25 protein-coding genes and 1 other annotated feature are annotated in these 26,919 nt (G+C 34.2%); of the genes, 7 read left to right on the top strand and 18 right to left on the bottom strand.

Translation table 11 applies throughout. The features are described 5' to 3' along the window. Window positions 1-16 precede the first annotated feature (16 nt). Entirely contained in the window at window positions 17-3,703 is a 3,687-nt protein-coding gene (addA, locus tag BUB32_RS00800) for a helicase-exonuclease AddAB subunit AddA (protein WP_072966589.1), read from the bottom strand. Further along, entirely contained in the window at window positions 3,681-7,142 is a 3,462-nt protein-coding gene (gene addB / locus BUB32_RS00795; protein WP_072966587.1) for a helicase-exonuclease AddAB subunit AddB, read from the bottom strand. Before addB ends, addA begins: the two co-directional genes overlap by 23 nt. 162 nt (window positions 7,143-7,304) lie before the next feature. Between addB and BUB32_RS00790 the strand changes: the two genes are divergently transcribed. Then, window positions 7,305-8,300, top strand: coding sequence for a sodium:calcium antiporter (locus BUB32_RS00790; RefSeq protein WP_084726969.1), 996 nt, complete (start codon window positions 7,305-7,307; stop codon window positions 8,298-8,300). A 71-nt stretch (window positions 8,301-8,371) separates the two neighbouring features. Continuing rightward, window positions 8,372-8,426 (top strand) — a sequence feature (sodium ion sensor (DUF1646 type); this cis-regulatory element may regulate processes involved in with the transportation of sodium ions). Window positions 8,427-8,500: 74 nt separating this feature from the next. Further along, entirely contained in the window at window positions 8,501-9,550 is a 1,050-nt protein-coding gene (locus tag BUB32_RS00785) for a DUF1646 family protein (protein WP_072966585.1), read from the top strand. Window positions 9,551-9,552: 2 nt separating this feature from the next. On the opposite strand, the gene BUB32_RS00780 is transcribed toward BUB32_RS00785, so the two are convergent. The 12 genes from BUB32_RS00780 to BUB32_RS00730 form a co-directional block, all read right to left on the bottom strand. After that, window positions 9,553-10,281: a fumarylacetoacetate hydrolase family protein gene (locus BUB32_RS00780; protein ID WP_072966583.1), complete on the bottom strand. Its 729-nt coding sequence runs from the start codon at window positions 10,279-10,281 to the stop codon at window positions 9,553-9,555. 370 nt (window positions 10,282-10,651) lie between these two features. Next, window positions 10,652-11,050, bottom strand: coding sequence for a bacteriohemerythrin (locus tag BUB32_RS00775; protein WP_042834186.1), 399 nt, complete (start codon window positions 11,048-11,050; stop codon window positions 10,652-10,654). Then, window positions 11,047-11,460, bottom strand: a complete 414-nt coding sequence (locus BUB32_RS00770) for a bacteriohemerythrin (RefSeq protein ID WP_072966582.1) — start codon at window positions 11,458-11,460, stop codon at window positions 11,047-11,049. Before BUB32_RS00770 ends, BUB32_RS00775 begins: the two co-directional genes overlap by 4 nt. Before the next feature lie 117 nt (window positions 11,461-11,577). Next, the gene (locus BUB32_RS00765) at window positions 11,578-12,753 is read right to left on the bottom strand and encodes an ABC transporter permease (RefSeq protein ID WP_072966580.1); all 1,176 of its coding nucleotides are present in this window, start codon (window positions 12,751-12,753) and stop codon (window positions 11,578-11,580) included. Continuing rightward, window positions 12,750-13,442: an ABC transporter ATP-binding protein gene (locus BUB32_RS00760; protein ID WP_072966577.1), complete on the bottom strand. Its 693-nt coding sequence runs from the start codon at window positions 13,440-13,442 to the stop codon at window positions 12,750-12,752. The genes BUB32_RS00765 and BUB32_RS00760 overlap by 4 nt, the downstream gene beginning before the upstream one ends. Window positions 13,443-13,445: 3 nt before the next feature. After that, window positions 13,446-15,239, bottom strand: coding sequence for an efflux RND transporter periplasmic adaptor subunit (locus BUB32_RS00755; RefSeq protein ID WP_072966575.1), 1,794 nt, complete (start codon window positions 15,237-15,239; stop codon window positions 13,446-13,448). 91 nt (window positions 15,240-15,330) lie between these two features. Then, window positions 15,331-16,701 (bottom strand): MATE family efflux transporter, encoded by a 1,371-nt coding sequence (locus BUB32_RS00750; RefSeq protein ID WP_072966573.1) that lies wholly within the window; start codon window positions 16,699-16,701, stop codon window positions 15,331-15,333. A gap of 1 nt (window position 16,702) precedes the next feature. Beyond that, on the bottom strand, window positions 16,703-17,872 hold the full coding sequence (locus BUB32_RS00745; RefSeq protein ID WP_072966571.1) for a DNA polymerase IV: 1,170 nt from the start codon (window positions 17,870-17,872) through the stop codon (window positions 16,703-16,705). A gap of 17 nt (window positions 17,873-17,889) precedes the next feature. After that, complete coding sequence (gene trmL / locus BUB32_RS00740) at window positions 17,890-18,360, bottom strand: tRNA (uridine(34)/cytosine(34)/5-carboxymethylaminomethyluridine(34)-2'-O)-methyltransferase TrmL (protein ID WP_072966568.1); 471 nt, start codon at window positions 18,358-18,360, stop codon at window positions 17,890-17,892. A 143-nt stretch (window positions 18,361-18,503) separates the two neighbouring features. Beyond that, entirely contained in the window at window positions 18,504-18,638 is a 135-nt protein-coding gene (locus tag BUB32_RS13210) for an OadG-related small transporter subunit (protein ID WP_268807530.1), read from the bottom strand. A gap of 99 nt (window positions 18,639-18,737) precedes the next feature. Continuing rightward, window positions 18,738-19,847, bottom strand: coding sequence for a sodium ion-translocating decarboxylase subunit beta (locus BUB32_RS00735; RefSeq protein ID WP_072966566.1), 1,110 nt, complete (start codon window positions 19,845-19,847; stop codon window positions 18,738-18,740). A 240-nt stretch (window positions 19,848-20,087) separates the two neighbouring features. Continuing rightward, window positions 20,088-20,666 carry a PepSY domain-containing protein gene (locus BUB32_RS00730; protein WP_200773830.1) on the bottom strand — a complete coding sequence of 193 codons (579 nt, stop codon included), beginning with the start codon at window positions 20,664-20,666 and terminating at the stop codon, window positions 20,088-20,090. Window positions 20,667-20,842: 176 nt separating this feature from the next. On the opposite strand from BUB32_RS00730, the gene nikR reads away from it, so the two are divergent. Genes nikR through BUB32_RS00705 form a run of 5 tightly spaced genes read left to right on the top strand, consistent with a single transcriptional unit; the run spans window position 20,843 to window position 23,839 of the window. Beyond that, on the top strand, window positions 20,843-21,268 hold the full coding sequence (gene nikR / locus BUB32_RS00725; protein ID WP_084726968.1) for a nickel-responsive transcriptional regulator NikR: 426 nt from the start codon (window positions 20,843-20,845) through the stop codon (window positions 21,266-21,268). Window positions 21,269-21,285: 17 nt separating this feature from the next. After that, window positions 21,286-21,978: a cobalt transporter CbiM gene (cbiM, locus tag BUB32_RS00720; protein WP_072966562.1), complete on the top strand. Its 693-nt coding sequence runs from the start codon at window positions 21,286-21,288 to the stop codon at window positions 21,976-21,978. After that, a complete protein-coding gene (locus BUB32_RS00715; RefSeq protein WP_029688208.1) occupies window positions 21,975-22,292 on the top strand; it encodes a PDGLE domain-containing protein in 318 nt (105 codons plus the stop codon). Before cbiM ends, BUB32_RS00715 begins: the two co-directional genes overlap by 4 nt. Continuing rightward, complete coding sequence (cbiQ, locus tag BUB32_RS00710) at window positions 22,285-23,100, top strand: cobalt ECF transporter T component CbiQ (protein WP_072966560.1); 816 nt, start codon at window positions 22,285-22,287, stop codon at window positions 23,098-23,100. The genes BUB32_RS00715 and cbiQ overlap by 8 nt, the downstream gene beginning before the upstream one ends. A 10-nt stretch (window positions 23,101-23,110) precedes the next feature. Beyond that, on the top strand, window positions 23,111-23,839 hold the full coding sequence (locus BUB32_RS00705) for an energy-coupling factor ABC transporter ATP-binding protein (protein WP_072966558.1): 729 nt from the start codon (window positions 23,111-23,113) through the stop codon (window positions 23,837-23,839). Between the two features lie 36 nt (window positions 23,840-23,875). Here BUB32_RS00705 and BUB32_RS00700 read toward each other — a convergent pair whose 3' ends face one another. From BUB32_RS00700 to BUB32_RS00685, 4 genes are read right to left on the bottom strand one after another with little or no spacing between them, the layout of a single operon-like run. Next, window positions 23,876-24,175: a HEPN domain-containing protein gene (locus BUB32_RS00700; protein ID WP_143152787.1), complete on the bottom strand. Its 300-nt coding sequence runs from the start codon at window positions 24,173-24,175 to the stop codon at window positions 23,876-23,878. Beyond that, window positions 24,159-24,506, bottom strand: coding sequence for a nucleotidyltransferase domain-containing protein (locus BUB32_RS00695; protein WP_072966556.1), 348 nt, complete (start codon window positions 24,504-24,506; stop codon window positions 24,159-24,161). Before BUB32_RS00695 ends, BUB32_RS00700 begins: the two co-directional genes overlap by 17 nt. A 31-nt stretch (window positions 24,507-24,537) precedes the next feature. Continuing rightward, complete coding sequence (feoB, locus tag BUB32_RS00690) at window positions 24,538-26,508, bottom strand: ferrous iron transport protein B (protein WP_072966554.1); 1,971 nt, start codon at window positions 26,506-26,508, stop codon at window positions 24,538-24,540. 18 nt (window positions 26,509-26,526) lie between these two features. Continuing rightward, window positions 26,527-26,769, bottom strand: coding sequence for a FeoA family protein (locus BUB32_RS00685; protein WP_003869052.1), 243 nt, complete (start codon window positions 26,767-26,769; stop codon window positions 26,527-26,529). Between the last annotated feature and the right edge of the window lie 150 nt (window positions 26,770-26,919).

The following is a 26,919-nucleotide window of genomic DNA, read 5'->3' as shown; positions in this document are numbered from 1 at the left end:
AACAACTCCTTTCCTATCAATACTCTAAAATATCTCCATTGAAAAATAGATAAATGTACTTTTCTTTTACCTTTTTGCCTGTAATATTCTCTAATGCCTTTGAATACAGTTCTATCTGAACTCTATATTTTTCTTTAATTTCTTCTACTTTGCCTTCCTGAACATAGTCTGTTTTATAATCTATTAAAACTAAACCATCCTCTTCTTCAAAGAAACAGTCAATAATTCCCTGCACCTGTATAAACTCATTTTCGTATTCTTCAGGCAAATCTTTGTAAATTTCTCTGCTACTTAATTTTATGTGGAAAGGCACTTCTCTTTTTACATTTTTTGAACTTAGCATCCTTTCCCCAAGAGAGGTTTTAAAAAATCCTTCAATTTTCTGTATATCCACTTCTTTTGCCTGTTCCCCCGTTAATATCTCTCTATCTACCATATCTTTTACCTGTCCTTTAATGCTATCCAAAGATAAGGCCTTATTTAAATCAAGTTTTTGCATGACAAGGTGCATAGCTATACCTTTTTCAGCTGCAGTTAATCCTTTTTTCTTTTCTAAAAATACAGGTGTTTTTAAAACTTCTCTTTCAAAAATAGATGTGGTATCTTCGTCAACTATTTCTGCATTTAAAATACGCTTAACCTCAGTTACAGAAAGCTTGGCAGGTAGGTAACAGGCTTTTTCGTAGGGATATACACAGCTTAACCTTCTTTCAACTTCTTCGTAAAACTCGCTGTAGTGGGCATCCAAGTCTAAACTTTTTAGTCTTTCCACCACATCTATTTTGTCATTTTTCTCTTTTTCTAGAAGCGCATCCTTTTTACTCCATAATTTTATTTCCCATTTTGAAGCATCTTGTTCTGCAGAAAGAGAAACGCCTGCAAACTCACGTAAAGGTTCTAAGTCTTTGTGTCTTATAACAGCTGAACCAATCCAATCCATGTAGCTTTTGCCATTTAAAATATCATAATCAGAAACCTTATCTTGCAAAACTGCTGCATTTGCCCATTTTCTCACATTCTTCTTTATATCTTTTATGCTTCCAACTAATATTAACTTTTCTTTCGCTCTTGTCAAAGCAACGTACAAAACCCTCATTTCTTCAGAAAGGCTTTCTAACTTTATTTTGTTTTTTATTGCCTCTTTCACAATGCTGGGATAAGAAATTCTTCTTTTGAAGTCCACAAACTCAGGGCCTAATCCTAATAAATGATGGTACAATACGCTTTGACTTAAATCCTTTAAATTAAACTGTTTACCTAAGCCTGCAACTATAACTACCGGGAATTCAAGACCTTTACTTTTGTGTATACTCATTATCCTGACTACATTTTCATTTTCTCCTACTATTTTAGCACTTCCCATATCGCCACTGCTGACTTTGAGGCGGTTTATAAAATTGATAAAGTTAAACAGCCCTTTAAAACTTGTTTCCTCGTACTGCTTTGCCCTTTCAAACAAAATCCTCAAGTTTGCCTGCCTCTGCACTCCTTGAGGCATTGCCCCCACATAAGCATAATAACCAGTGTCTTGATATAAATACCACAAAAACTCATCCACCGGCATATAAATGGCTTTCTCTTGCCACTTTTTCAATGATTCTAAGAAACTTTTAGCTTTTTGCCCTAATTCATCCTCTCTTTGTGATACCTTTTTAAGTGCTTCATATATAGCTCTATTAGGCTCTTCTAACCTTATGTCAATTAATTCTTCTGGGATAAAGGAAAAAATAGGAGACCTCAAAACTGCCAACAACGGAATATCTTGCATTGGGTTGTCTATCACCTGAAGGAGGGATATTATAGTCTTTATCTCCGTTGTTTCAAAGTATCCCGTTCCTGTGTCCGCAAAAGCAGGAATACCGACATTTATAAATTCTTCTAAAAATACAGGTGCCCATCTTTCTGTAGCCCTCAAAAGTATTACTATATCCCTATACTCAACAGGCCTATAATTTTTGAGGTTTTTATCATAAACCATAAAGGTATTTTTCTCATTTTGTGTAACTAATTCCTTTATCCTTTGAGCTACCACCCTTGCTTCTACTTGTATGTTGTCAATAATCTCTTCCTCTTCTTCCCCATAAACCTCTAATTCTTCCTCTTCAGGAGTTTCATCATTTTTCTCTATCAAATGTATTTCCACAGGTCCACCTACAATGGCATCAAGAGGAGGTATTCCAAAATCTGCTCCACAATTTAACTTCTCTTCCTCTGTATAATCTATCTCCCCTACATTCTTAGACATTATTTTTTTGAAAATGAAATTTACCGCATCTATGATTTGGGGTCTGCTTCTGAAATTTTTATAAAGCAGTATCTTTTTATTTTTATTTTCCTCTTTTGAAGAATAAGTATTGTACTTTTCAAAAAATATATAAGGATTTGTCTGCCTAAACCTGTATATGCTCTGTTTTACATCTCCTACCATAAACCTGTTAGGTGTGTCTTCTCGGGCTATAGTGCTTAGTATAACTTCCTGTATTAAATTAGAATCTTGATATTCATCCACAAAAATTTCTTGGAATTTTTCTCTATACATCAAAGCTGCCTCTGAAGGCTTCACATTCCCGTTTTCATCGACTTCTGTCAAAATTTGCAGTGCAAAATGTTCAATATCATTAAAGTCTATAATGCCTTTTTCCCTTTTTTTATCAGCATATTTTTTATCAAAAAGTAAAATCAAATCCACTAAAGCCTTCATGATAGGGTACAAAGCTTTAATTTCTTTTTCAATCTTTTCTATGTCATCTGAAAAAAACTTATTTCTTATCTCCTTAATTTTAGCTTTAACTTCATTTCTTATTTTTGTCACTTCATCTTTTACTTTAGGGTCTATCTCTTTACCTGCTCTGGGAAGTCTATCAAACTCTATAGCATTTATCTGTTTTCTAAATTCCTCCCAATTTTCACAATCTAGAAGTTTTTCCAAGCTTTCCGCCTCTATTTCAAAATTATCAAGATAACTTTGTAAACCACTTTCACCGTGAAGTTTATCAATTGCCACATACATTCCATTTAAAAGCCCTGACATTTCTACTTTTAAACTGTCTAATATTACTGCCGCCCACTGTGAATTCTCAAAATGAAAACCCTCTTTAACTTCAAAGCTTAATAACACATCTCTAAGCCATTTTTCAGGCCAGGGAAGTGATTTTACAAAATCGTACAATTTTAAAAGAATATCTACAAGGGGTTTATCGTCCCTTGTGCCTCCATAACTTTCTACCAACGTCAAAAAATCTTCATTATCCTCTTTTTGATATAATTCCTCAAAAAGCTCCTCTGCCGCCTCTAATTTTAAAAGTAAAGTTTCTGTATCATCCCCTATTCTAAAGTTAGGGTCTAAATCTATGAGAAAAAAGTTATTTCTCACTACTTCCAAGCAGAAGGAGTGAATTGTGGTGATTGTAGCTTTGTTAAGTAATGTTAGCTGATTGCTAAGCCGCCTGTCTTCCGGATTTTGGTCTAACTTAGAAATCAACGCCTCTGCTATCCTTTCTCTCATTTCAGAGGCAGCAGCATTTGTAAAAGTAACAACTAAAAGTTTATCAATATCTACAGGATTTTTGTCATCCGTGACAAGTTTTATGATTCTTTCAACTAAGACAGCAGTTTTGCCAGAGCCTGCACCTGCTGCCACTAAGAGATTACTGCCCCTTGTATTTATAGCCAGCTGTTGTTCATAAGTCCATTTGGTTTCCATCTGACTTCACTTCCTGTTCCAATATACTCCATATCTTTTTAACATCTTTACTCTTTATAACCTTGTACTCATTCCCTTTAAAATTCCTTTCAAATTGGCAGACAGAAGAGTAAGGGCAATATTTACAAGGAGTTTCTTTATCTTTTTTATATGGAGAAATTGAAATATCTCCTTCCAACATCTGTTCGGTCAAACGCTGTATAGTTTTTTTGACGTGTTTTCTCAACAATTCAAACTGCTCTTTTGTAGCTCCTTTGGTGTTTTTGCCTATGCTTCCGTCTTTATTGATTGTTGCTGGAATTATATAAGAAGTGCCTTCAATTGATTTGTCCATCTCTTTTATGATTTGAGCATCATTTAAAACAAGCCCTTCCAATCTCAACTTTTTAAAAATTTGCATTTGCAACTCTTCATCTGATATATCTTTATCCGCCTTTATAATCGGGTCATCTATTTTAAAGTAAAATATCCCAGCCGGATTTAAATTTGTGTTTTCTTTTATTGCACTTTCTAATATAGCATCTAAATATATCAAAAGCTGAAGTTCTAAACCATAAAACACATCTGAAAGGTCTAAAGTTTTGTTGCCAGACTTGTAATCTATTATCCTTATATAGGCTTCATCCTCTTTTTCAAATATATCAACCCTGTCTATCCTCCCTATGAGATTTATCTCCTCACCGTTTGACAGCACAATCTTTATAGGAGGATACTTTTGGTTATCGCCAAAAGCAACCTCATGGTCTAAAGGCACAAAAGAACTTCTCTTTATATGCTCAGATACCACCCATACCGCATTAGAAAGCACTCTTTTTAACCTTTCAGCAAGATATTTGTATCTGGGACTGCTATTCAAAATGTAGCCGGGTATTTTCTGTATCATATCATCTACAATGATATCTACTGCCTCATCGCACCACTCTCTGTCAATATCCTGCCAAGTAAGTCCTTCTTCCTCCAATGCCTTTGAAAATCTGTCAAGGACATTGTGCATAAAGGTCCCTAAATCAGGAGGCTCGAAACTAAATATTTTCCTTTCTTTCGCTTTAAGCCCGTATTGGACAAAATAAGCAAAAGGACAAGCTGCGTATTTTTCAAGTCTGGATACACTAAAATACATTTCCTCCCCATACAACTTTTTTACCTTGTAGGCAGGTACTTTTTCAACCTGATTAGTGTAATAGAGCCCTTCTAAAGCTCTTATCAATTTCGGCTTCCATAATTCATTTTTAGCATACCATTTATACACATCCAACCACAGAGGATTCATTTTATTTGTCACATCCCATTTCTTAATCGCACTTACCATTTCATTAAAAGTAGGTGAAGGTGTTGATACGCGATTTAAATTTTCTTCCTCCGTATCTATCTCTACCACATTGCTAAACTGCTTTATTTTAGGAAAAATCTTTTTCAAGCGGGAAATTATTATAGAGGGTCTTAAGCTTTTCCCTTCATGGTCAGCAATGGGATAGCTTATCCTTAAAAATTTACTTGTGGAAGTCAGAGCAGTGTAGACTAAAAATTGCTCTTCAAATATTTTAGTCTTTGTATCTCTGTCTAACTCCACATTGTGGGAAGCTAAAATTTCCCTATCCCCATCTGTCAAAATTCCTTCCTCAAAAAGAGCAGCAGGAAATATACCATCATTTACGCCGATTATGTAAAGGGCTTTTGCATTGTGACTTTTCATCCTATCAACACTGGTAACCAAAACTTCATCAAGAGTAGGAGGAATACTTCCAATTTGATATTCATCAAATCCTATGCTTAATATCTTCGCAAACTGTTCTACTGTAACTTTTTCCTCCCCCATCACTTCTACCATTTGGTCTAAAACATCTACAACAATATCCCAAACCTGTGCGTATTGATTTGCCGTGTCAAATTCCTTCTCTTGTTTAAACTTTTCAATCAATTTTTGAATCTTTTGAGACAATTTCATTTCAACTAAAAAGTCATACAAAGTGCCACAACCTTCTTTAATATTCTTTGATTTGGAAAATTTTTTATAAAAATCCTGTAAGGGAGTTGCGATTTTTCTTTTTATTTCATTCACTCTCTCTATTATCTCTTTTTCATCTTCCTCTATTGAAAGTCTATCAAATCTGTAATTTAACCTGTAATTCCAAACTTCCTCTTTCCATTTATCTCCCTTTATACCGTTAGCTAAAACATAATTCTCAATAAGGTTTATGTCCTCTTTTTCTAAATCTGCAAAACCTGTCTTTAGGTATCTAAAAACAGATTCATAAGACCATCTTTTTAAATGAATGTCAAAAAGAGAGGTTATAAAAACGATGATTGGGTTGTTTTTTATTTCCATCTTTATGTCTATAAAATAGGGAATTCCATATTGAGAAAATATAGCTTTTATGAGTTTATGATATCTATTTAAATCGCGAGTAGCTACCACAATGTCAGAATACCTAAATCCCTCATCTCTTATAAGCCTTATGATATCTCTCGCAGTTTCTTCAACCTCACTATATACGTTGACAGCTTTAAAAAGAGTTATGTCCTTTGTCTTACTGGGATATACTTCGTAAGGATAGGAAAAAAGATGTTTTTCCAAAAAACTTAGCTCTTCACTTTCTCTAAATCTTTCAGGTATTTTTCCATTTAAGTCTATCGGTTTTTCATAAGATATATTATTTCTTTGGCATATTTCTAAAAGTTTATCTTCTGTCTTTTTAGTAGTGTAAAAAAGGTCTGTAGTATCAATTTCATAAGAGTTGTGTGATGTATCCATACAGAGGGTGACATTTACTTTTGAAGCTTTCTTTAAAAGCTTTTCTATCACCCTATACTGCTTTGGCGTAAAACCTGTAAAACCGTCTATCCAAAATTCCGCTCCTTCAAATTGAGAAGAATATTCCAGTTTCTCTGCCAAAAGAGTCAACTCATCCTCTTGGTCTATATAATTTTGGTGTAAACTCTCTTCAAATTTAGAATATATTAAACTTATGTCTTTTAGTTTTTCTCTTAATCCTAAATTATTTATTGTTTCAGTTATTTCTAATAGCTTTTCAGGAGCCACTTCAAATCTTTTAAGCTCTGTTATAACTTGTGAAACTTTTTTGATAAAACCCTGCTGCCTGGAGGCTTTAGAATAAACCTTAAGGTCTTTTTGTATGTCTTCTATTATTTTATAAATAAGCATTGATCTTCCGCAGGATTTCATGTGCTGACGGGTAAGGCCTCCAACTTCTGTAAATACCCTATTTGCCAAAGTCTTAAAACTCAAAACTTGTGCCCTTATCTTTTCATCTTTTTCAATTGTATTTAAAAGATATTTTTCTGCCTCAAAGGTAAATTGTTCGGGAACAAGTAGTATAAGAGGGTGAGATTTTCCATCATTTAATTTTCTCTTTATATCATTAAGGCAAAAGGCAGTCTTGCCTGTACCTGCTCTACCATATATAAATCTTATGCTCATATCGCTCACTCCTTTAAGTGAAAGAAAGGACATCTAATATAAATGTTACCACATTATTGATGTTTGGTGAAGAGACTCAAACTATTGAATTATATTCTCGTTTTGTGGTACAATACATTACTGTAAATGGCCTAAAACACCACCACAAAGGAGTTGTAGAAGTTGACACAAGATATAGTGATGTTGCTTTTTAGCCTTGCCTTTATACTTCTTTCCTGTATCTTATTCACAAACTCAGTAGAATGGTTTGGAAAAAAGTTAAACTTAAGTCAGGGGGTAGTGGGAAGCATTTTAGCTGCTGTAGGCACCGCACTTCCTGAAACAATTATACCAATTATTGCTATACTTTTTTATGGAGGAAGAGAAGCAAGTCAAATAGCCACAGGTGCTATTTTAGGAGCTCCTTTTATGCTTTCTACTTTAGGATTTTTGATAACAGGTGCTGCTGTCATAATCTATTCTCTTTTTGGAAAAAGAAAGTTGAAAATGAATGCAAATAAAAAAGTGTTTCAAAGAGATTTAACATATTTTATCATCATATATACAATAGCAATTTTTGCTTCTGTCTTTAATCAATTTAACGAAATTAGAATATCCGCAGTTATATTGGTACTTTTAGCGTATGCTTTTTATGTAAAACGGACTTTTTCAGACGACCAGCAATTAGATGAAAATATAGGAACTCTATACTTTTCAAAGTTTTTAGGAGTAAAAACTAATTTACTTTGGACAACCAGTCAATTAATTCTATCTCTTTTAGGAATAATTTTTGGCGCTCATTTGTTTGTAGGATATGTAAAAGATTTGTCTCACATGATGGGAATTTCACCTTTAATACTCTCAATTGTCATAACGCCTATTGCAACAGAACTGCCTGAAAAGCTTAATTCTATTGTGTGGGTAGGACAAAAAAAAGACACTCTTGCACTTGGAAATATTACAGGTGCAATGGTGTTTCAGTCTTCCATACCAGTTACTGTTGGTATACTGTTTACGCCATGGAACATCACAGGAATAGCTTTTTTAAGTGCCATGTTAGCTTTAACTTCAGCTATTTTAAATTTAATGTGGATAAATATGAGAAAGTCAGTTAATCCTTTTATGCTGATGGTTGGAGGAGTATTATACGGAATATTTTTAATCACTGTACTGAGCTAATTTATATAATCTCTGTTGCTTATGTAAATACCTCTATGTTATAATTTTAATAAAGTAAATAAAGTTTTTACGGTTGGCAAGTCTTATGACTTGTTCAAGAATTTTCGGCTTCTTGGGTGGGAAGCTCATCTTAAAGGTGAGTTTTCCCACTTTTTATTTTACAAAATAATACAAATAATAATATAAAAGGAGGATGGATTGTGGTTATTGTTGTACTCTTACTAATATTATTAATGATCCTAATTTTGCCTCTTGTAAATAGGCATATAGAACACAACATCGAATATTTTCTTTTTTCAATGGGGGTCGCCACAGCATTTGTATCAGGAGTATTTTCTTATGACCTGATAGTTCACATATTTAAAAATCATCTTTTGTATTTAATAACAGCAGCCGTATTTTTATCAGGACTTTTATTTGAGATATTTAAAGATAAATTTAAAAGATTTATAGGAACAGTAGTAACTCATATTCCACTGGGAATATTTATATTTTTGGTAATTGTCATCCTTGGATTGACAGCCAGTATAATCACAGCCATAATAGCCTCAATAATATTAGTGGAAATAATTCACTTGTTGCCCTTAAAGCACAAAGACAAAGTAGTGATTACTGTCATTGCTTCTCTTTCAATAGGCATTGGTGCTGCACTAACACCAATTGGCGAGCCTTTAGCCACAATTGTAACATCAAAATTAAATGAAAACTTCCTTTACCTTTTTGCTACCTTAGGCATTTACATTATACCAGCTATATTGGCTTTGGGCTTTTTAGGTTTACTCTATATCAATAAATTAGAGAAAAGTAGTCTCATTATAGAAGAAAATTATGTGGAAGAAGCGGAAGAAATTAAAAAAATTGAAAGATTTCAATTTATCTTTATTCAAGCATTTAAAATTTTTGTTTTTATTCTGGCATTGGAACTTTTAGGTGCAGGATTCAAACCTATTATTGATAATTATATAATTCATCTTGATAGCCGACTTTTATACTGGATAAACATGCTATCTGCAGTTCTTGACAACGCAACATTGGCAGCAGCCGAAATTTCTCCTCACATGACAATAGAACAAATCCAAGCAATATTGATGGGTCTTTTAATAAGTGGCGGAATGTTGATTCCGGGAAACATACCTAATATCATATCAGCAGGAAAGCTAAATATAAAAAGCCGTGAATGGGCTTTGATAGGAATTCCTCTATCTTTAATTGGTTTAGTTATATATTTTATCATTCATTTTGTAGTCTGATTTTATTTTACTCTATTTGTTAATTTACCTATTCCCTCTATTTCAATAGTTACAGTGTCCCCATGTTTTAAAGGACCAACGCCAGAGGGTGTTCCCGTCAATATGACATCGCCAGGGTTTAGCGTCATTATGTGAGATATAAAACTCACAAGTCTTGGAACGCCAAATATGAGATGTCTGGTGTTACTTTTCTGCTTTACTTCACCATTTACATATGTAGTTATGTCCAAAGAAGATGGGTCTAAGTCTGTCACAATCCAAGGGCCTATGGGCAAAAAGGTATCAAAAGACTTCGCTCTTGTCCATTGGCCATCTTTTGCCTGCAAATCTCTTGCTGTTACATCGTTAGCTATCGTATAGCCAAGGACATAGTCTAACGCATCTTTTAAAGACACATTTTTCGCTCTTTTGCCTATGACAACAGCCAGTTCCCCCTCATAGTCAACCCTTTCGGACATCTTAGGAATAACTATAAAATCATCAGGCCCAATAACTGCTGTTGAAGGTTTTATGAATAATGTTGGTTCCTCCGGCTCCTTGTCCCCCATTTCCTCTATATGATCCCTATAATTTAACCCTACACATATAGCTTTAGTAGGCAGGCAAGGAGGCAAAAGCTTTACTTCCTCCAAGTTGTAAGAATAAAAGCCTTCACTTCCCAATGCAATAACTTTATCCCCTTCAATTATTCCATACTCATTCAACGCTTTATCTATTCTCACAAGCCTCACAATAAAACCCCCTCAAATTTTTAGATTTAAAAATATTTTACCGCATAACCTATGATTCAAAAATAGCCTGTATTTACAGGCTCCGGACTGTAGACAAACTTTCGTAAAGGAGATATTTTGTAATCGGTGCGACTTGTGACAAAGCGGCAACAAAACTTAGCAAGACCAAAGGTGGAGGCAGGGCCGAAGCCAAGGATGGCGTAGGCGGGCACCTGAGACAGGACGTCGATTGTGCCCGGTACCCTGCCGGAACCTGAAGGTCGAGTTTTAGTTTTGTCGCTTTGGAACATCGGAGCGACGATACAAAATATCTCCTTTTGAATATTTTTTTACTTTGTCAACAAACTGTAGCTTGCATTTACAGGCTTAATTACATTTGACTTTTTATGTACTCTCCTAATTTTTTATCTACTTTGCTTATATGATTTAGCACCCAATCTACTAAAGTCCTATTAACAGTCATCAAATTAGTGAGCGTAGGACCTTCTTTTTTTATTTTTTCATCTAGTTCATTGACTTCTTTAATAAAATTGTCATGAATTTGTTTATGTATTTCATACTCAGGATATTTATACTTTCTCATCAGCTCTTGTTCGGCGCTAAAATGCGTTACAGTGTACTCTTTTACAAATTCCATTGCTTCCTCAACTTTTTCCTTGCCTCTTTTTTGATTGTATGCTTCTAAAAGGTCATTGATTCTTCTTATCCACTCTTTATGCTGTTCATCAATATAGTCATTCCCTACAGACAAAGACTCTGTCCACTTCATTTCAAAAAATCCCCCTTTGCTTTTCTTATGTGTTCTCCTACCTTTTTGTCCTCTTTACTTATGTGATTTATAAGCCAATCCACCAGCGTTTTATTGACAAGCATTATGATTGATAAGTTTATGCCTTCTTTTTTTATTTTTTCGTCCAATTCTTCTACTTTTTTAATGAAATCTTCATGAATTTTTTTGTGTTCTTCATAGAAAGGGTATTGATATTTTTTCATGAGGTCTTCTTCAGCGCTAAAATGTTCTATAGTATAATCTTTTAAAAATTTCATCACTTCTTCAATTTTTTCTTTTCCTTTTTTCTGATTGCAAGCTTCCAGAACATCATTTACTTTTTTTATTAACTCTTTATGTTGACTGTCAATGGGTTCATTTCCAACTGATAAAGATTCAGTCCACTTCAATTACTCTCTCCTCCCAATTTTATCATTAACTAAATTATAAACTTTTATCGGCAAAAAAACAATATTAAAAAGGACAAACTCTTAAGTAAAACTAAGAAATTTGTCCTTTTTTGTATTTTATTCGTACCTTAGAGCTTCAATTGGATTTAAATTGGCAGCTTTATTTGCAGGATATACGCCAAAGAACAATCCCACAATTACTGAGAAAGAAAAGGATATTAATACTGTTGAGAGAGATGGCTTAGCATTTATATTCATAGCTGAGCCTAGTACCATCGACAATACGTATCCTACTATAATTCCCACTATTCCTCCTAATCCGCTTAAAGTTAATGATTCAATTATAAACTGAAGTAATATATCTTTCTTTTTGGCTCCTAATGCTTTTCTTATCCCTATCTCTCTCGTTCTTTCAGTAACAGATACAAGCATTATGTTCATTATGCCTATTCCACCGACTAAAAGGGATATTCCTGCAATTCCTCCAAGGAGCAAGCTCAATGTAGCAGTAACACTATTTACTGTAGATAAAATTTGCGATTGATCAATTATTCTAAAGGCATTTGTATCGCCTTTAAATATAGTTAGCAGTTTGCTGTTTATTTCGTTTTTAGCGAGTTCAACCGTATCTGGGCTTGTAGCTTCTATATATATTTGTCTTATGTCTCTATTTTTCGCAAAGTAGAACATTGTTTTAAGGGGTATAAATATTGAATCATCATCAGAACCTGCAATTGAAGAACCTTTTTGTGACAAAATACCTACTACCGTGAAGTTTTGGCCATTTAATTTTATAGTCTTGCCAATAGGATCAGTAAAGCCAAAAAGTTCTCTCGCTACATTGCTGCCAAGAACTGCTACCCTGTTCCTTCCTTCATCATCCATTGGCAAAATGAATCTGCCAGCTGCTACTTGTATATCGCGTATTGACTGATAATCTCCATTTACTCCATTTACCGCTGTGTTGTCCACTGAATTATTTCCGTACATAACCGTTACACTTGTAGATATGACCGGAGATATAGCAGCTATAAAGCTTGAGTCTTTTAAAGCAATAGTTTGGTCATAAGTTAAGGAATTTTCTCCCCCTCTTCCCATTATGTTTACCATTATGAGGTTTGAACCCATACTCTGTATTTGAGAAGTAACACTTCTCGTAGAGCCTTGACCTATACTTACTAAGGCTATAACAGCTGTGACACCTATTATAATCCCCAACATGGTGAGAAAAGACCTCATTTTATTGCTTAAAATACTGCGTATAGCTATTTTCAAAGCTTCTACATATCTCACGGTGTTACCACCTCGTTTTCTAAAATACGCCCATCTTTTATTCTCACTATTCTTTTAGCTTGTGCAGCTATATTAGGGTCATGAGTTATGAGTACTACTGTATTTCCTCTCTCGTTTAACTCTTTTATTATTTTCATTATCTCACTACCACTTTTTGAGTCTAAGTTTCCCGTCGGCTCATCTGCTAATATGAGATGGGGATTGTTTGCTAGCGCCCTTGCTATTGCTACTCTTTGTTGCTGACCTCCTGATAATTCATTAGGTCTATGGTGCATCCTTTCCTTAAGTCCTACCATCTCTAAAAGCATCTCTGCTCTTTGTCGTCTTTCTTTTGTAGGCACACCCTTATATATCATAGGCAATTCCACATTTTCTAAAGCCGTCATTTTCTGAAGCAAATTGAAATTTTGGAATACAAACCCTATTTCGCTACATCTTAAATCTGCTAATTGATTGTCAGAAAGTTTGCCTGTGTCTATGCCATTTAAAAAGTATTCTCCAGAAGTTTTTACATCTAAGCACCCTATTATATTCATTAAAGTAGTTTTGCCTGAACCTGATTGACCGACAATTGATATAAATTCTCCTTTTTTAATGTCAAGGTTTATACCATCTAACGCTCTTACTTCATTTTCCCCCATTTTGTAAATCTTTGTTAAATTCCTTATTTTTATTAAAATGTTATCCATCATTTACCTCCCTGTGGAAGTGTTATTTTGCCCTGTCCCATTAAAGCTTCTGCCCTGATAACGACTGCCTTGATTAGTCATATTCCTGTTGAAATTGCCCTCTGGTCTAAAGCCGCCCATTATACCAAAACCACCTGGATTACGATTATTCCCGTTTGTTGAGGAATTAAGGGTTGGAATTAATACTTTGTCTCCCTCCTGTAAGCCACTTACAATTTCTATAAAGTTATCGTTGTAAATCCCTGTTTCCACAAATCTTATGTTGTTCCTGAAAAAGTTCCCGTTATTAGTGCTATTGATATTTTGATTTTTTAAATCGTCTGTATAGAGTATTACGTATTTTCTATTTCCATTTGTCTGAACGGCTTGTATTGGAAGTATTAAAGCATCTTGTTTTTCTGCAACGGTTATTGAAACATTCATTGACATACCTAGCATTAATCCTTCGCTTGGATCGACTTCAATAATTACGTTATAAGAAGAAACACCATTTTGTATTGTTGGAAGTTGTGACACTTGCGAAACAATACCGTTAAAAGTTTTACCCGGTAAATCATCCGTCGTAAGTTGTGCTTGCTGCCCTACTTTCACATTTTTTATATCTGTTTCATCCACTGAAAAGTCAACGATGTATTTGTCATTGTTTGCTATTACCGCAGTTTCTGGTTGGCTCTCATAAGAAGATAATTGCGTTATATCTAAAACGGGCACAAAACTCGATTGCTGTGATTGGCTATTTGTATTGCTTATGTTAGTGCTCGCTACGGAAGTACCTAATATATCTCCTTCTTTGATATTCTGACTCAATATTTTCCCATCTATAGGAGAGTATATCTTTAAGTTGTTAATTTGTTGTAAAATTTGATCATAATTGTTTTGTGCTTGCATAACTTTTAATTTGTCGTTTTGTATTTGCACATCGCTTATGTTATTTGATGCAAGCTTTATTAGAAGTTGCCCTTTATTTACACTTTGCCCTTGAGAAACATATATTTTATCTACCGTGCCTGATGTTTGCGCTGTAACATTGATTGTGTTTTTGACAGTCAACGTGCCATCTTCTAATGCTGTTTCTATCCCATTATCTGTGTGTATTGATACTTGTACCCTCATTCCATCGCTTAAGGCACCCGGATTGTCAAGCCCCACTGTTACATAGTAGTATTGCACTGTATTGTTAGGAACAGGCTGCTCTGAAACGTATTCAACAGTACCTGTTACACTTGTAAATGAGTCGTATAAAAAAATATCTGCCTTTTGTCCAACTTTTATATTCTTTATTTGAACACCATTGAAAGGAACTTTTACAGTAACATGAGAGTAATCTGCAATGGTTGCAACAGGTGTTCCAGGTGTGACATTCTGTCCTTCTCTTGCAAGTACATTATCTATAATCCCATTAAAAGGAGAAGTTATGTTTAAATTTGCAATGCTACTATTGTAGTTTTGAGTGTCTTGACTTAATTGTTGCTCAGCTAAATCAAGATTTATTTTCGCTTGCTCCAGCTGATTGTTTAAATTGTCATCTTCAATTTCGTATAATAGGTCTCCTTTCTTTACAGTATCTCCTACCTTAAAATACACTTTCTTTACTGTTCCACTTCCTTTTAACGTAATTGCTCTTACATCGCCACTTAAGTTTCCTGTCCCAGTGACTTTCATAGAAATATTACCTCGAGTAACTGTAACATATGAAAGTTGCTGGGGTTGTGATGATTTTGCCCTGTTTACAAAGTAAAAAGTGACAATGCCAATGATTAAAACAGCAACAATTGCATATAAGTATTTTCTCTTCATAAAGCCACCTCTTTTAAAAATTGACTTTTGTCATTACAATAACAGAAAAATGTTATGTAAAAATTAAGAATATGTGATAAATTTGTGTACTCTAAACTTTAATATATTTCCATCTGCCGGCTTTAAATCTATAACTATACATTACTGACCTTACAACAAAGTCGGTACATATACCAATCCATATTCCATATACTCCCATACCAAGCACTTTACCAAGAATATATCCAATAGTAACTCTAAAGAGCCATAATCCAATAAAAGCTGTGAGAACAATATAAGGAATATCGCCTGCAGCCCTTAATACTCCTGCCATGACATTTAATATAGCAAGCAAAGGTTCCACAATAGCAAAAATCTTTATAATATCAGAAGCTATTTTTATTACAATAGGATCAGTAGTATAAAGCGCTGCAAGCTGCTTTGAAAATATAAACATAAAAACACCTATAACAGAAATTACAATAACAGCAATGTTCCTTGAAATTTTTGCGTATATTTCCGCTAGCATAAAATGTTTTGCACCAAGACTCCGTCCCACTAAACTGGTTGCCGCTATTGAAAATCCAAACATAGGCATAAAAGCAAGACTATTAGCATTCATACCTATTTGATATACAGCAATTGCAATAGTCCCCATTGTGGAAACGATAACTTGCATTACAAGGAAACCACCTTGCATTATTACCTGCTCTAAAGAAGCTGGTATTCCTACTCGTATAATCCTCATCATCATGTTAAAGTCAAGTCGAATCTTTTCTTTTATATCAAGATTAATTCGCCTTTTGCCAAAATATAAAACATATAATTGCAAAAAACCTCCTATTATTCTTGAAATTGTAGCAGAAAGTGCAGAACCTTTTACTCCTAAAGAAGGTATTAAATATCTACCGTGATAAGTCACTCCAAATACTAGTGTGCTATTTAATAAAAGATTTATCACATTTACTGTAGCAGTTATGTACATTGGGGTTTTTGTATCCCCTGCACCTCTTAAAGCCCCGCCTATGATGATGTCAATTATCACAAAAGGTAACCCAAAAAGCACTATTTTATAGTACATTAAAGCCAATTTAAAAACATCAGTGGATACACTTCCAAAGAAGGTTTTAATAGTAGGTACTGCAAAAATATAGCCCAAAGTAGTGAGTCCTATAAAAATAGCAATACTCATAATAAGTGACTGCATAACTGCAAGACGAGCCCCTTCCTCGTTTTCTTCACCAATGAGCCTTGCTACAATTACTGTAGAACCAGTGGCAAGGCCTGCAAAAATAGCTTGAAAGAAAAAAATAAGGGAGTTAATCATCCCAACAGCCGCAATCGCATTTGTTCCAACACGTCCTACAAATATAGTTGACACCATTCCAACTGCCATTATAAGCATTTGTTCTGTTATAGAAGGCCAAGCCAATTCTACAATTTCTTTAGCAACACTGCGCTTATGCCTCTCTTTTGCTTCCAATCTAATCCCTCCGTTGCTTCGTTCCCTCATTTAGAAGTTCACTTGCTTTTTTCACTATCTCCTGTCCTATTTTTTTATTTATTTCTCTGACTACGTTTTCTGCCTTAATAGATTTGACAACATTTTTATCTAAAAAGGATAATTGTTCATACTTTACTGCGCTCAAATTAGAAACAGATAGACCAATAAGCCTTATATATTGGTCTAATTTTAGACTTTCAATAATTTCGTAGGCTACATTATATATGTCCTCACTTAATCGTATATACTTATTTAAAGTTTTGCTTTTGGTGTGAATAGCAAAATTCGATGTTTTTATCTTAACAGTAACTGTTCTGGCATAAAGCCTCTCTCTAAACAATTCTTCTGCGATTATGTCGGAAAATAATTTCGCATATCGAAGCAAAAGCTTTTTGTCCTTTGTATCCTTTTCCAGTGTTTTTTCCTTCCCTATAGACTTAATATCTCTCATAGTTTCAACAGGCCTCTCATCAATGCCACGAATTCTTAAATATATTTCCACACCTACCCTACCAAAAATTTCGACAAGATTCTCCTGTGACAATTTTAAAAGGTCACCAATTGTATTTATTCCCATAGATTTAAGTTTCCCTTCTGATTTTTCTCCTATCCCATAAACTTTGGAAACGGGAAGTGGTTTTAAAATGTCGGGAATCATGTCTTCTGTTATGACCATAAATCCATCTGGCTTATTCCAATCAGAAGCAAGCTTTGCAAGAAATTTGTTATAGGAAACTCCTGCAGAAATGGTAAGTCCCGTCGTCTCTTTCACTTTCTTTTTTATTCCCAGGGCAATAATCTCTGGATTTTTGTCAATATCTGTAACATCAAGATAGGCTTCATCAATAGACACAGGTTCGACTAAAGGAGTTATACTGTACAGGATGTCAAAAATTTGAGCTGAAACCTCTTCATATCTTTTTCTCCTTACAGAAAGAAAAATACCGTGTGGACATAGCTTCTTCGCCATATACATCGGCATTGCAGAATGTATTCCGTACTTTCTTGCCTCATAGGAGCAAGTTGAAACTACTCCTCGTTCCGACAAACCACCTACAATAACAGGTTTTCCTCTATATTCTGGATTATCATGTTGTTCTACAGATGCAAAAAAAGCATCCATGTCAACATGGATAATCTTCCTCTTCATAATCATCCCTCAATTTTCTATTTCATATTAGGAAAACCCAGTTGTCTCAAGGCCTCATATAGTACTATAGCTACAGAGTTGGACAAATTTAAAGACCTTGTAGATATCACTTCATGCATTGGTATCCGTATACAGTCTTCGTAGTATTTTTCAATCAACCACTTAGGAAGTCCTGCAGTCTCTTTGCCAAAAAGTATATAAGAATTGTCTTTATATTTTACTTCATGATAATACTTTTTAGCCTTTGTGGTAGCAAGATAAAACTTTTTACCTTTGTTTTGTTCAAGAAATTGTTCGAGATTATCGTAAACAGTAAGGTCTAAAAGAGGCCAGTAATCTAAGCCAGCTCTTTTTACGTATTTTTCGTCTATACTGAAACCTAAAGGTTTTACAAGATGAAGCCTGCTGCTTGTAAGCACACAAGTTCTTGCAATATTCCCTGTGTTTTGTGGTATTTCAGGTTCAACAAGTACTACATTAAGTGGCATCACCAAAACCTCCATGCAGTAACAACTTTACAATTTTATTATATCACAAGGAGTATATAATTAAAAAATTAGTAGGTAAATAATTTTCGTCTTTCGGCCTCGCTAAGTTTCCCGGCACTCAACTGAACAGGCTGTCCTTTCTCTTATTCTCCTTTTTTAACATTTTCCGGTTTAAATATTTTTACTAAAACTTTAATCAACACAAAAAATATTACTAACATCAAAAAAGTCATTCCTATTCCCACAATAGCAATTTTAAATACATTAAGTAAGTCCATTTTGTTCACCTCTTTCAAATTTTAGCTCCTCTAATGAAAGTATCTAAAAACCTCTTCCCTGTAATCCAAACTCTACACTTTTAATTGCATAACTTTCAATTACATAATAGAACTTACCAGTGCTATTACAATACCTCCTGCTATGATAGAACCTAACTGACCTGCAACATTTGCTCCTACAGCCTGCATTAAAATAAAATTTGTAGGGTCTTCTTTTTGGGCTATTTTCTGTATGACACGAGACGCCATTGGAAAGGCTGAGATTCCAGCAGCTCCTACCATTGGATTGACTTTATTTTTTAAAAACAAATTTAAAAACTTTGCAAACAATACTCCTCCTGCTGTATCAAATATAAATGCTATAAGCCCCATTCCAAATATCAAAAGAGTTGTAGGTGTCAAAAATTTGTCGGCAGTCATAGTAGAACCTATTGTTATCCCAAGTAAAAGTGTCACAAGATTGGCAAGTTCATTTTGTGCAGCTTTTGAAAGCCGTTCTACTACCCCACTTTCTCTTATGAGGTTACCAAACATCAAAGAACCTACAAGTGGAACACTAGTTGGTACTAAAATTCCTGCTACAAATGTCACTGCTATTGGAAAAAGTATTTTAGTTGTTTTTGAAACTTCATTCATGCGTAAATCCATTCTAATTTTTCGTTCTTCTTCACTGGTAAGCATTTTTATCACAAAGGGCTGGATTATTGGAACTAATGCCATATATGAATAAGCTGCAACTGATATAGCACCCAAAAGCTTTGGTGCAAACAAATTAGCTACATAAATAGATGTAGGGCCATCTGCAGCGCCAATTATGCCTATAGCAGCTGCTTCTTTTAAATTAAAGCCCAGCATATGTGCAAAAATTATAGTTAAAAATATTCCTAATTGCGCTGCCGCGCCAAAAAATATCATTAACGGTTGCTTAAGAAGTGGTGAAAAATCTACCATTGCCCCAACTGCAATAAAAATGAGAATAGGGAAAAGTTCCGTACTTATTCCAGCATTGTATAGAATTGTAAGAAAACCATTTTCGCCTATAGCAGATGAAAGCGGGATATTTGCAAGTATTATACCAAATCCTATAGGCAAAAGTAACATTGGCTCGTATTCTTTTTTTATCGCAAGATATATGAGAATACTCCCAATGATAAACATTATAATATGACCTGGTGTAAGATTTAATATACCTTCTATAAAAGCATTCATTGTATATACTCCCTTCTTTTGTAAATATAAATAAAAAAGACCCTTATAGTGGTAAACACTATAAAGGTCTTGCTCAAACTCCGCATGGAGTTTTTGACCTGCCGGAGAAAATCTCTCGTGCTGACGACAGGTCAAACCACAATGTGTGGCAAGCTACTCCCCTTTTATGTTTCATTATATATTAAATCGTTAACATATTCAACTAAAAAAGAGGCAAAACGCCTCTTTTCTTAGATTTATTTAGTTTTCTCCTTGTTGTTCAAGTTGGACAGTGTCATTGTCAGGAGCATTTGCTTTTTCGCCTTCACTAATCTTTTCTTTGGATTTTTCATTGTCTTGGTCTTTATCTTGCGCTAAAACTGTACCATTACCTGCATCAACTTTTACATCTACTACTCCATTAGCAGTCTTTACTTCTACGCTGTATACAAGATATCCATTTTCGTTGTCAAGACTTACTTTTGTCACTGTACCTGGTACAACTTTCAATGCTGCAGCTTTTGCCTCATCAGGAGTTATCTTTGCAAGAGAAGCCAACTTCGCGCTTTCTTGCGTCTCGTTGTCTTTTAGATTTTTTTCATTGTCTATTGCATTGTCTTTTACATTGTCTTGAGAATTTGCAACTTTTATTGTGCCTTGATACATTGGTTGCTGTTCGTTTATGTTTTGTTGGTCAGATTGTGTAGTAACAGTAGACGTCACAGCTGAAGGAGCGGGAGCATTTGTTTGAGCCTTAGCAATTCCTTGATAAGATGCTCCTCCTAGTAATCCTATAGCCATTGCCCCTGTAACAACATAAGTCATTAATTTTTTGTTCATTTGAACCACCCTTTCTTTTATTTTAGTTGATGGTCTACCATCAACTTTCAAGTTCATTTTATAACCTAAACATTAAAGCAATATTAATTGAAAATTAAGCTAAAATTAATTTTTTAAATTGACTCCACCATAAAATAGTGCTATTATTTTTAAGAAGATGACACCATTTTAGGGGAGTGATAGGTCTGGAAGAAATAACGCGTTTTGGAGTTTCAATGGAATCAAAACTTCTTTATCAATTTGACGAGCTTATAAAGAGAAAAAACTACAATAACAGATCCGAAGCCATAAGAGATTTGATAAGAGATTTTATAGTGGAAAATCAGTGGGAAGCAGAAGATGTGGAAACTATTGGAACAATTACATATGTTTTTAATCATGAAGTGAGAGAAATAAGTGACAAACTGACAGACCTACAACATAAGCACTATCAAAACATAATCTCAACAATGCACGTACACCTTGATGAACACAACTGCCTCGAAATAATGGTAGTAAAAGGTACCGCAAAGGAAATTACAAAAATTGCAGATGAAATAATAAGCACAAAAGGAGTAAAACATGGAAAATTAGTAACGACAACAACAGGGGAAAATTTATAAATAAAGGGGGTAATTTTATGCACATACCAGAGGGATATATAAGTCCCCAAACCTGTGCCGTTATGGGTGCTGCTATGGTACCAGTGTTGACAATTGCAGCAAAAAAAGTCAACAAAAGTTTTGACAAAAAGGATGTTCCTGCTATGGCAATAGGGTCAGCTTTTGCCTTTACAATAATGATGTTTAACGTACCAATACCAGGAGGTACAACTGCCCACGCAATTGGAGCAACTCTACTTGCTATAACTTTAGGGCCCTGGGCAGCAAGTATATCTCTTACGATAGCCTTATTTATTCAAGCATTGCTTTTTGGCGATGGAGGAATTTTAGCTCTTGGAGCAAACAGCTTTAACATGGGATTTATAGCTCCTTTTGTGGGATATGGAATTTACAGGCTCATGTTATCTCTCAAACTAAATAAGGTTTTATCATCTGCTATAGGGGGATATGTAGGAATAAATGCTGCAGCTCTTGCTACAGCAATAGAACTTGGACTTCAACCATTGCTTTTTCATACAGCAAATGGAACACCACTATATTTTCCTTATGGATTAAACGTAGCAATACCTGCAATGATGTTTGCTCATCTTACTGTAGCTGGTATTGTAGAAGCTGTTATAACAGGTCTTGTAGTATATTATTTACAAAAATTAGACGAAGAAAATATATTATATAAATTCTCATATAGGCTTAGAGGTGATAATAGATGAAAAAGTTCTACATTGCAGCTATAGTTATAATACTTCTCACTCCCCTCGGACTTTTAGCTCCTGGTTCAGCATGGGGAGAATGGGGCTTAGATGAAATAAAGAGCATGATAGGATATATACCTGAGGGAATGAACCGATTTTCAGAAGTTATAAAAGCAATATTACCCGATTACAGTATACCAGGATTTGATGCTAATTTCTTTCAACAAGCTTTAGGTTATATTTTTTCAGCAGTTGTAGGAATTGCAGCTATTGTATTGATATTTGCAATATTAGGGAGGATTATGGGAAAACCCCAGAAAAAAAATGGATAACTTTTTAGAAAAGACAATCTTAAGTATACAAAGTGTATTTGAAGACATGTTTTATTCTGATGCAATTTCTGTTAAGAAAGGTATTATGCAGTCTCTTGATACGAGGATAAAACTTATTTCACTTTTTGTATTACTCATTATAGTTAATTTTGGAAAGACAATACCTTTTATGACCATATTTCTTATTTATACACTTTTGTTGGCTTATTTTTCTAAAATTCCTTTAAAAACATACATTGTGAGGGTATCAGCAGTCTCAATATTTTTTACAGGTATTGTCCTGATACCTTCACTTTTTAATGTAGTAAAAGAAGGGCAGCCTTTAGTATATTTCACAAAAAATTTTTATATAACAAAAGAAGGATTAGAAAGTGCCATTGTTTTTATGATGAGGTCATTTATATCTTTATCTTTTGTGTATATATTAGCTCTATCAACAAAATGGGTAGAAATCTTAAAAGCATTGAGAACTTTTAAGATTCCCCGCATTTTTACTGCTACACTTGAAATGGCCTTACGTTATATCTTTTTGCTTTTAGAAATTGCTATAAACATGTTCCTCGCAAGAAAAAGTAGAAATGTAGAAAAAATTAGCAGCAAAGAAGGAAGAAAATTTGTCTCTTCTGCTATGGCAAATGTTTTGATAAGGTCTCAACAACTGAGTGATGATGTTTACAATGCTATGGTTTCGCGGGGTTACAAAGGAGAATACAAAACAATAACTACTTTTAAAATAACTTTTTATGATTATATATGGATAGGTTTTAATACAACTTTTTTATTCATCTTGTGGTATATCCACCCATAAGGAGGACCAAATGAGCACAGTATTTGAATTAAAAAATGTCTACTACTCTTATAATAAATCAGTTCCTGCTTTAATTGACATAAGTTTTGAAGTAAAAAAAGGAGAAAAGTTAATCCTTCTCGGTGCTAATGGCAGTGGGAAATCCACTCTTTTAAAATTGATGGACAATTTAATTGCTCCTCAAAGCGGTGAAATATGGGCCTTGGGCAAGCTATTAGGGGATAAAAAAACTTTTGATGAATATGAATTTAGAAAAAAAGTAGGCTTTGTGTTTCAGGACTCTGATGTACAACTTTTTAACACTACTGTTTTTGATGAAGTAGCCTTTGCACCACTTCAAATGAGCTTAAGGAAAGACGAAGTCCAAAAAATAGTGGAAGAAACTCTTATTTCTTTTGGACTCGAAAAATTAAAAGATAGACCCCCTCACAGATTAAGCGGCGGAGAAAAGAAAAAAGTCGCATTAGCGTCAGTTATGGTGATAAATCCTGAAGTTTTGCTTCTTGACGAACCTACAAATGGCCTTGACCCACGGTCAAAAAAATGGCTTTTGGGAAAATTACAAGAATTAAACAAAAAAGGCACCACGATAGTCATTGCAACTCACGACCTTGACATGGCAGCAACACTTTCAGACATGGTAATAGTGCTAAACGAAGACCATAGAATAGAAACTGTAGGTAAACCTGAGGAAATTCTTAATAATGAGGAGTTACTGCTTAAAGTTAATCTTATTTAAAGAATCCCCCTTAATGGGGGAAAATTTTTATCTTATTTACCCTTGATAACGTGTCGGAATATAATACTTATCTAATGAACTCCCTTCTTTTTTTCTTCCAACAAAGCTTTCGTCAAATTGAATGGCATCATTTATTAGTTCAGCAACAGAATGCCCCCAAACGAATTCTGCACCTTGACTGTATAGATAAGCTTTTATTGCTTTTTCTGCTGCTTGTTGCGATAAAAAGCAAGCTAAGTTGTAACGCTGACCATCTTTTGAAAAAATCGCATCATCAAGGTCTCTTTTGGCCTGTTGAAGCCATCTCTTGGCTTCTTCTTCATTGCTTCTTTTCATATAATACACGCCCTTCATCTAATACTTTTGCTATAAATTTATTTTTCCTATATAATTTTTCAATTTCTTCAGGAGTATAAACCAATATATCCATTGCAACATTTGACTTTATAGCATCATAAAACACTTGCAATCTTTCCAAAAACGGCAGGTCAGTCTTCCAAATTATCAAAAGGTCTATATCGCTTCTTAAATGTACATCTTCTCTTTCCAATGAACCAAATAATACCACTTTTTCGGGATTTAAAGATATAATAGAATCAATAGCTTTTTCTAACTCATTTCTCAACACTTTTAATCTTTTTTCTTTTTGAGGCATTATATAAGGCATAATTTTATCACCTATTCACATTATACCATATTTATATAAAAGTAAGAATTCGATTTAATATTCCTCCTATTAGTATTGCAATAAAAATATTAGCAAAAACTACCCACCATGTCTTTCTCCAGCCAATTGTCCTTTTTAATGCCGCAATTGTAGCAATACAAGGAATATAAAGCATTGTAACAACACCAAAGACAATCATCTGCCGCGGCGTCAAAATCTGTGTTATATGACTTGTCCCAGACAGTGTTAAAAGCATTATAAGTGTCAATTCTTTTCTGAGTATCCCAAAAATCAATACTATCCCAACTATTGACGGCAATCCCAACCATTTTACAACAATAGGATCCATTATATAAGTCACATATTTAAATATGCCAGAGTACTTCAATATTTCCAGAGCCAAGCTGCCAACTACAATTATTGGAAGAGCTACATACAAAAAGTCTTTTATTCTAAACCATATCTGCTTCAATGTAGGCTTTAAAGCAGGCATCCTATAGCCAGGAAGTTCCATTATCAAATCATAAGGCTTTCCAGGTGCAATTTTATTTGCAAAATACGCCGCTATATAAACTACCAAAACGTCTAAGGCAAAAACAGCAAGTGCGTATTGTGGCCCCATGAAGACCCCTATTGTTCCCAAAATTATTACAATTCTTGCAGAACAAGGCACAAGAGTGGACATAAAAGACGCAATAAATATTTCTCTATCCGTTTCTAAAATTTTGGTGCCTAATACTGCAGGGACATTGCACCCAAACCCCATCAATACTGGAATAAGAGCTTTACCGTGAAGCCCAACTTTGTGCATAACCTCATCCATTAAAAATGCAATTCTTGCAAGATAACCAGTGTTTTCAAGTATTGATAAAAACACATAAAAAGGAAATATATAGGGAAGCACTATAGTTATAGCAGAAATAATCCCTTCAGCAAGCCCATTCCAGAGAAAATCTTTATACATATTTGGAATATTCAAATTGTACACTAAAGGCTTAAAACCGTCAAAAAAGTCCTCCAGCACACCTGAGAAATACTCTCCAAATTTAAATATTCCATAAAAAGATATAAATACAATAATGAACATTGATATATAGCCCCATATCTTATGAAGAGCTACATTGTCAATTAAATCAGTCCAAGTAATTCTATGGTGAATCTCTGATACAGTTTGGCTTGCGATAAAAGAAGCAATATCATATCTGTCTGCTGTAACTAAAGTTGCAAGAGGACTATCTGTCTTCGCCTTTAAACCTTCTAATTCTTTTTGAATTTCTTCATAAGCTTTTTCTCCATTAGGCTCTTTTTTTAACTTTTCTACTATATCGCTATCCTCTTCTATCAGTTTTAGTGAAATCCACAAAGGATGAAACAAATTTATAAGGTCTACATTGTGTTTCAAAAGGATGTTGTAAATTTTCATTACAGATTCACTTACTTCATTTCTGTATTTGAGAACTTTTTCCTCTTTTATATCATACCCTTTTACATCCACTTCTTTATGCGAATCCACAACTTCTAAAACTTTATTTATTAATTCCTGAAGCCCTTTGCCTTTTGTAGCAACAGTTTCTACAACTGGAATACCTAAAAGCTCTTCTAACTTCTTTACATCTATATCTATACCCTTTTTAAGGGCATAATCCATTTGGTTTAAAGCCATAACCATAGGCACATGAAGCTCTAAAAGTTGCACTGTAAAAAACAAATTTCTCTCAAGATTAGAGGCATCCACTACGTTTATTACAACATCTGGTTTTTCAAAAGCTATAAACTCACGGGAAACAATTTCCTCTTGAGAATAAGCAGAAAGTGAATAAATACCAGGAAGGTCAACAATTTTTATAGTTCGTCCTTTAAACCGCAGTACCCCTTCTGCCCTCTCGACTGTTTTTCCCGGCCAGTTGCCAATTATCTGAGTCAATCCTGTTAATTGATTAAATATGACACTTTTACCCACATTAGCATTTCCTGCTAAGGCTATAACTATTTCTTTTTTCATCGCATATCGCCCTTTCTGTCAGACGATTTTTACATATATTTTTGAAGCAAGACCATATCCAATCACAAGGTGAGAATTCCTAACCTCCAATTCTACAGGGCCCCTTAAAGGACCTTTTCTAACCAGCTTAACTTTTGTCCCCGGGACAAGTCCCATTTCATTTAACCTTTGCGTAGCTGCTCTTCCTGCTTTTATTAATACAATCTCTCCTTCATGATTTTCCTTTAATTCTATAAGATTTATAATAGTATTTTCTCCCATTTATATGCAGCCTCCATAATTAAAAATAATTATCAATATCCCTATAAAAATTGTAGCATTCTTTACATGTATCTGTCAACCCAACAATCTTGTATTACTTCAATTTCAAACGTTTTTATTTAAAATTTTATGCTTCAATTTATTAAATTA

This window comes from Thermoanaerobacter uzonensis DSM 18761 (assembly GCF_900129115.1).
Classification (GTDB): domain Bacteria; phylum Bacillota; class Thermoanaerobacteria; order Thermoanaerobacterales; family Thermoanaerobacteraceae; genus Thermoanaerobacter; species Thermoanaerobacter uzonensis.
This window is presented reverse-complemented; position numbering and strand designations above follow the sequence as displayed.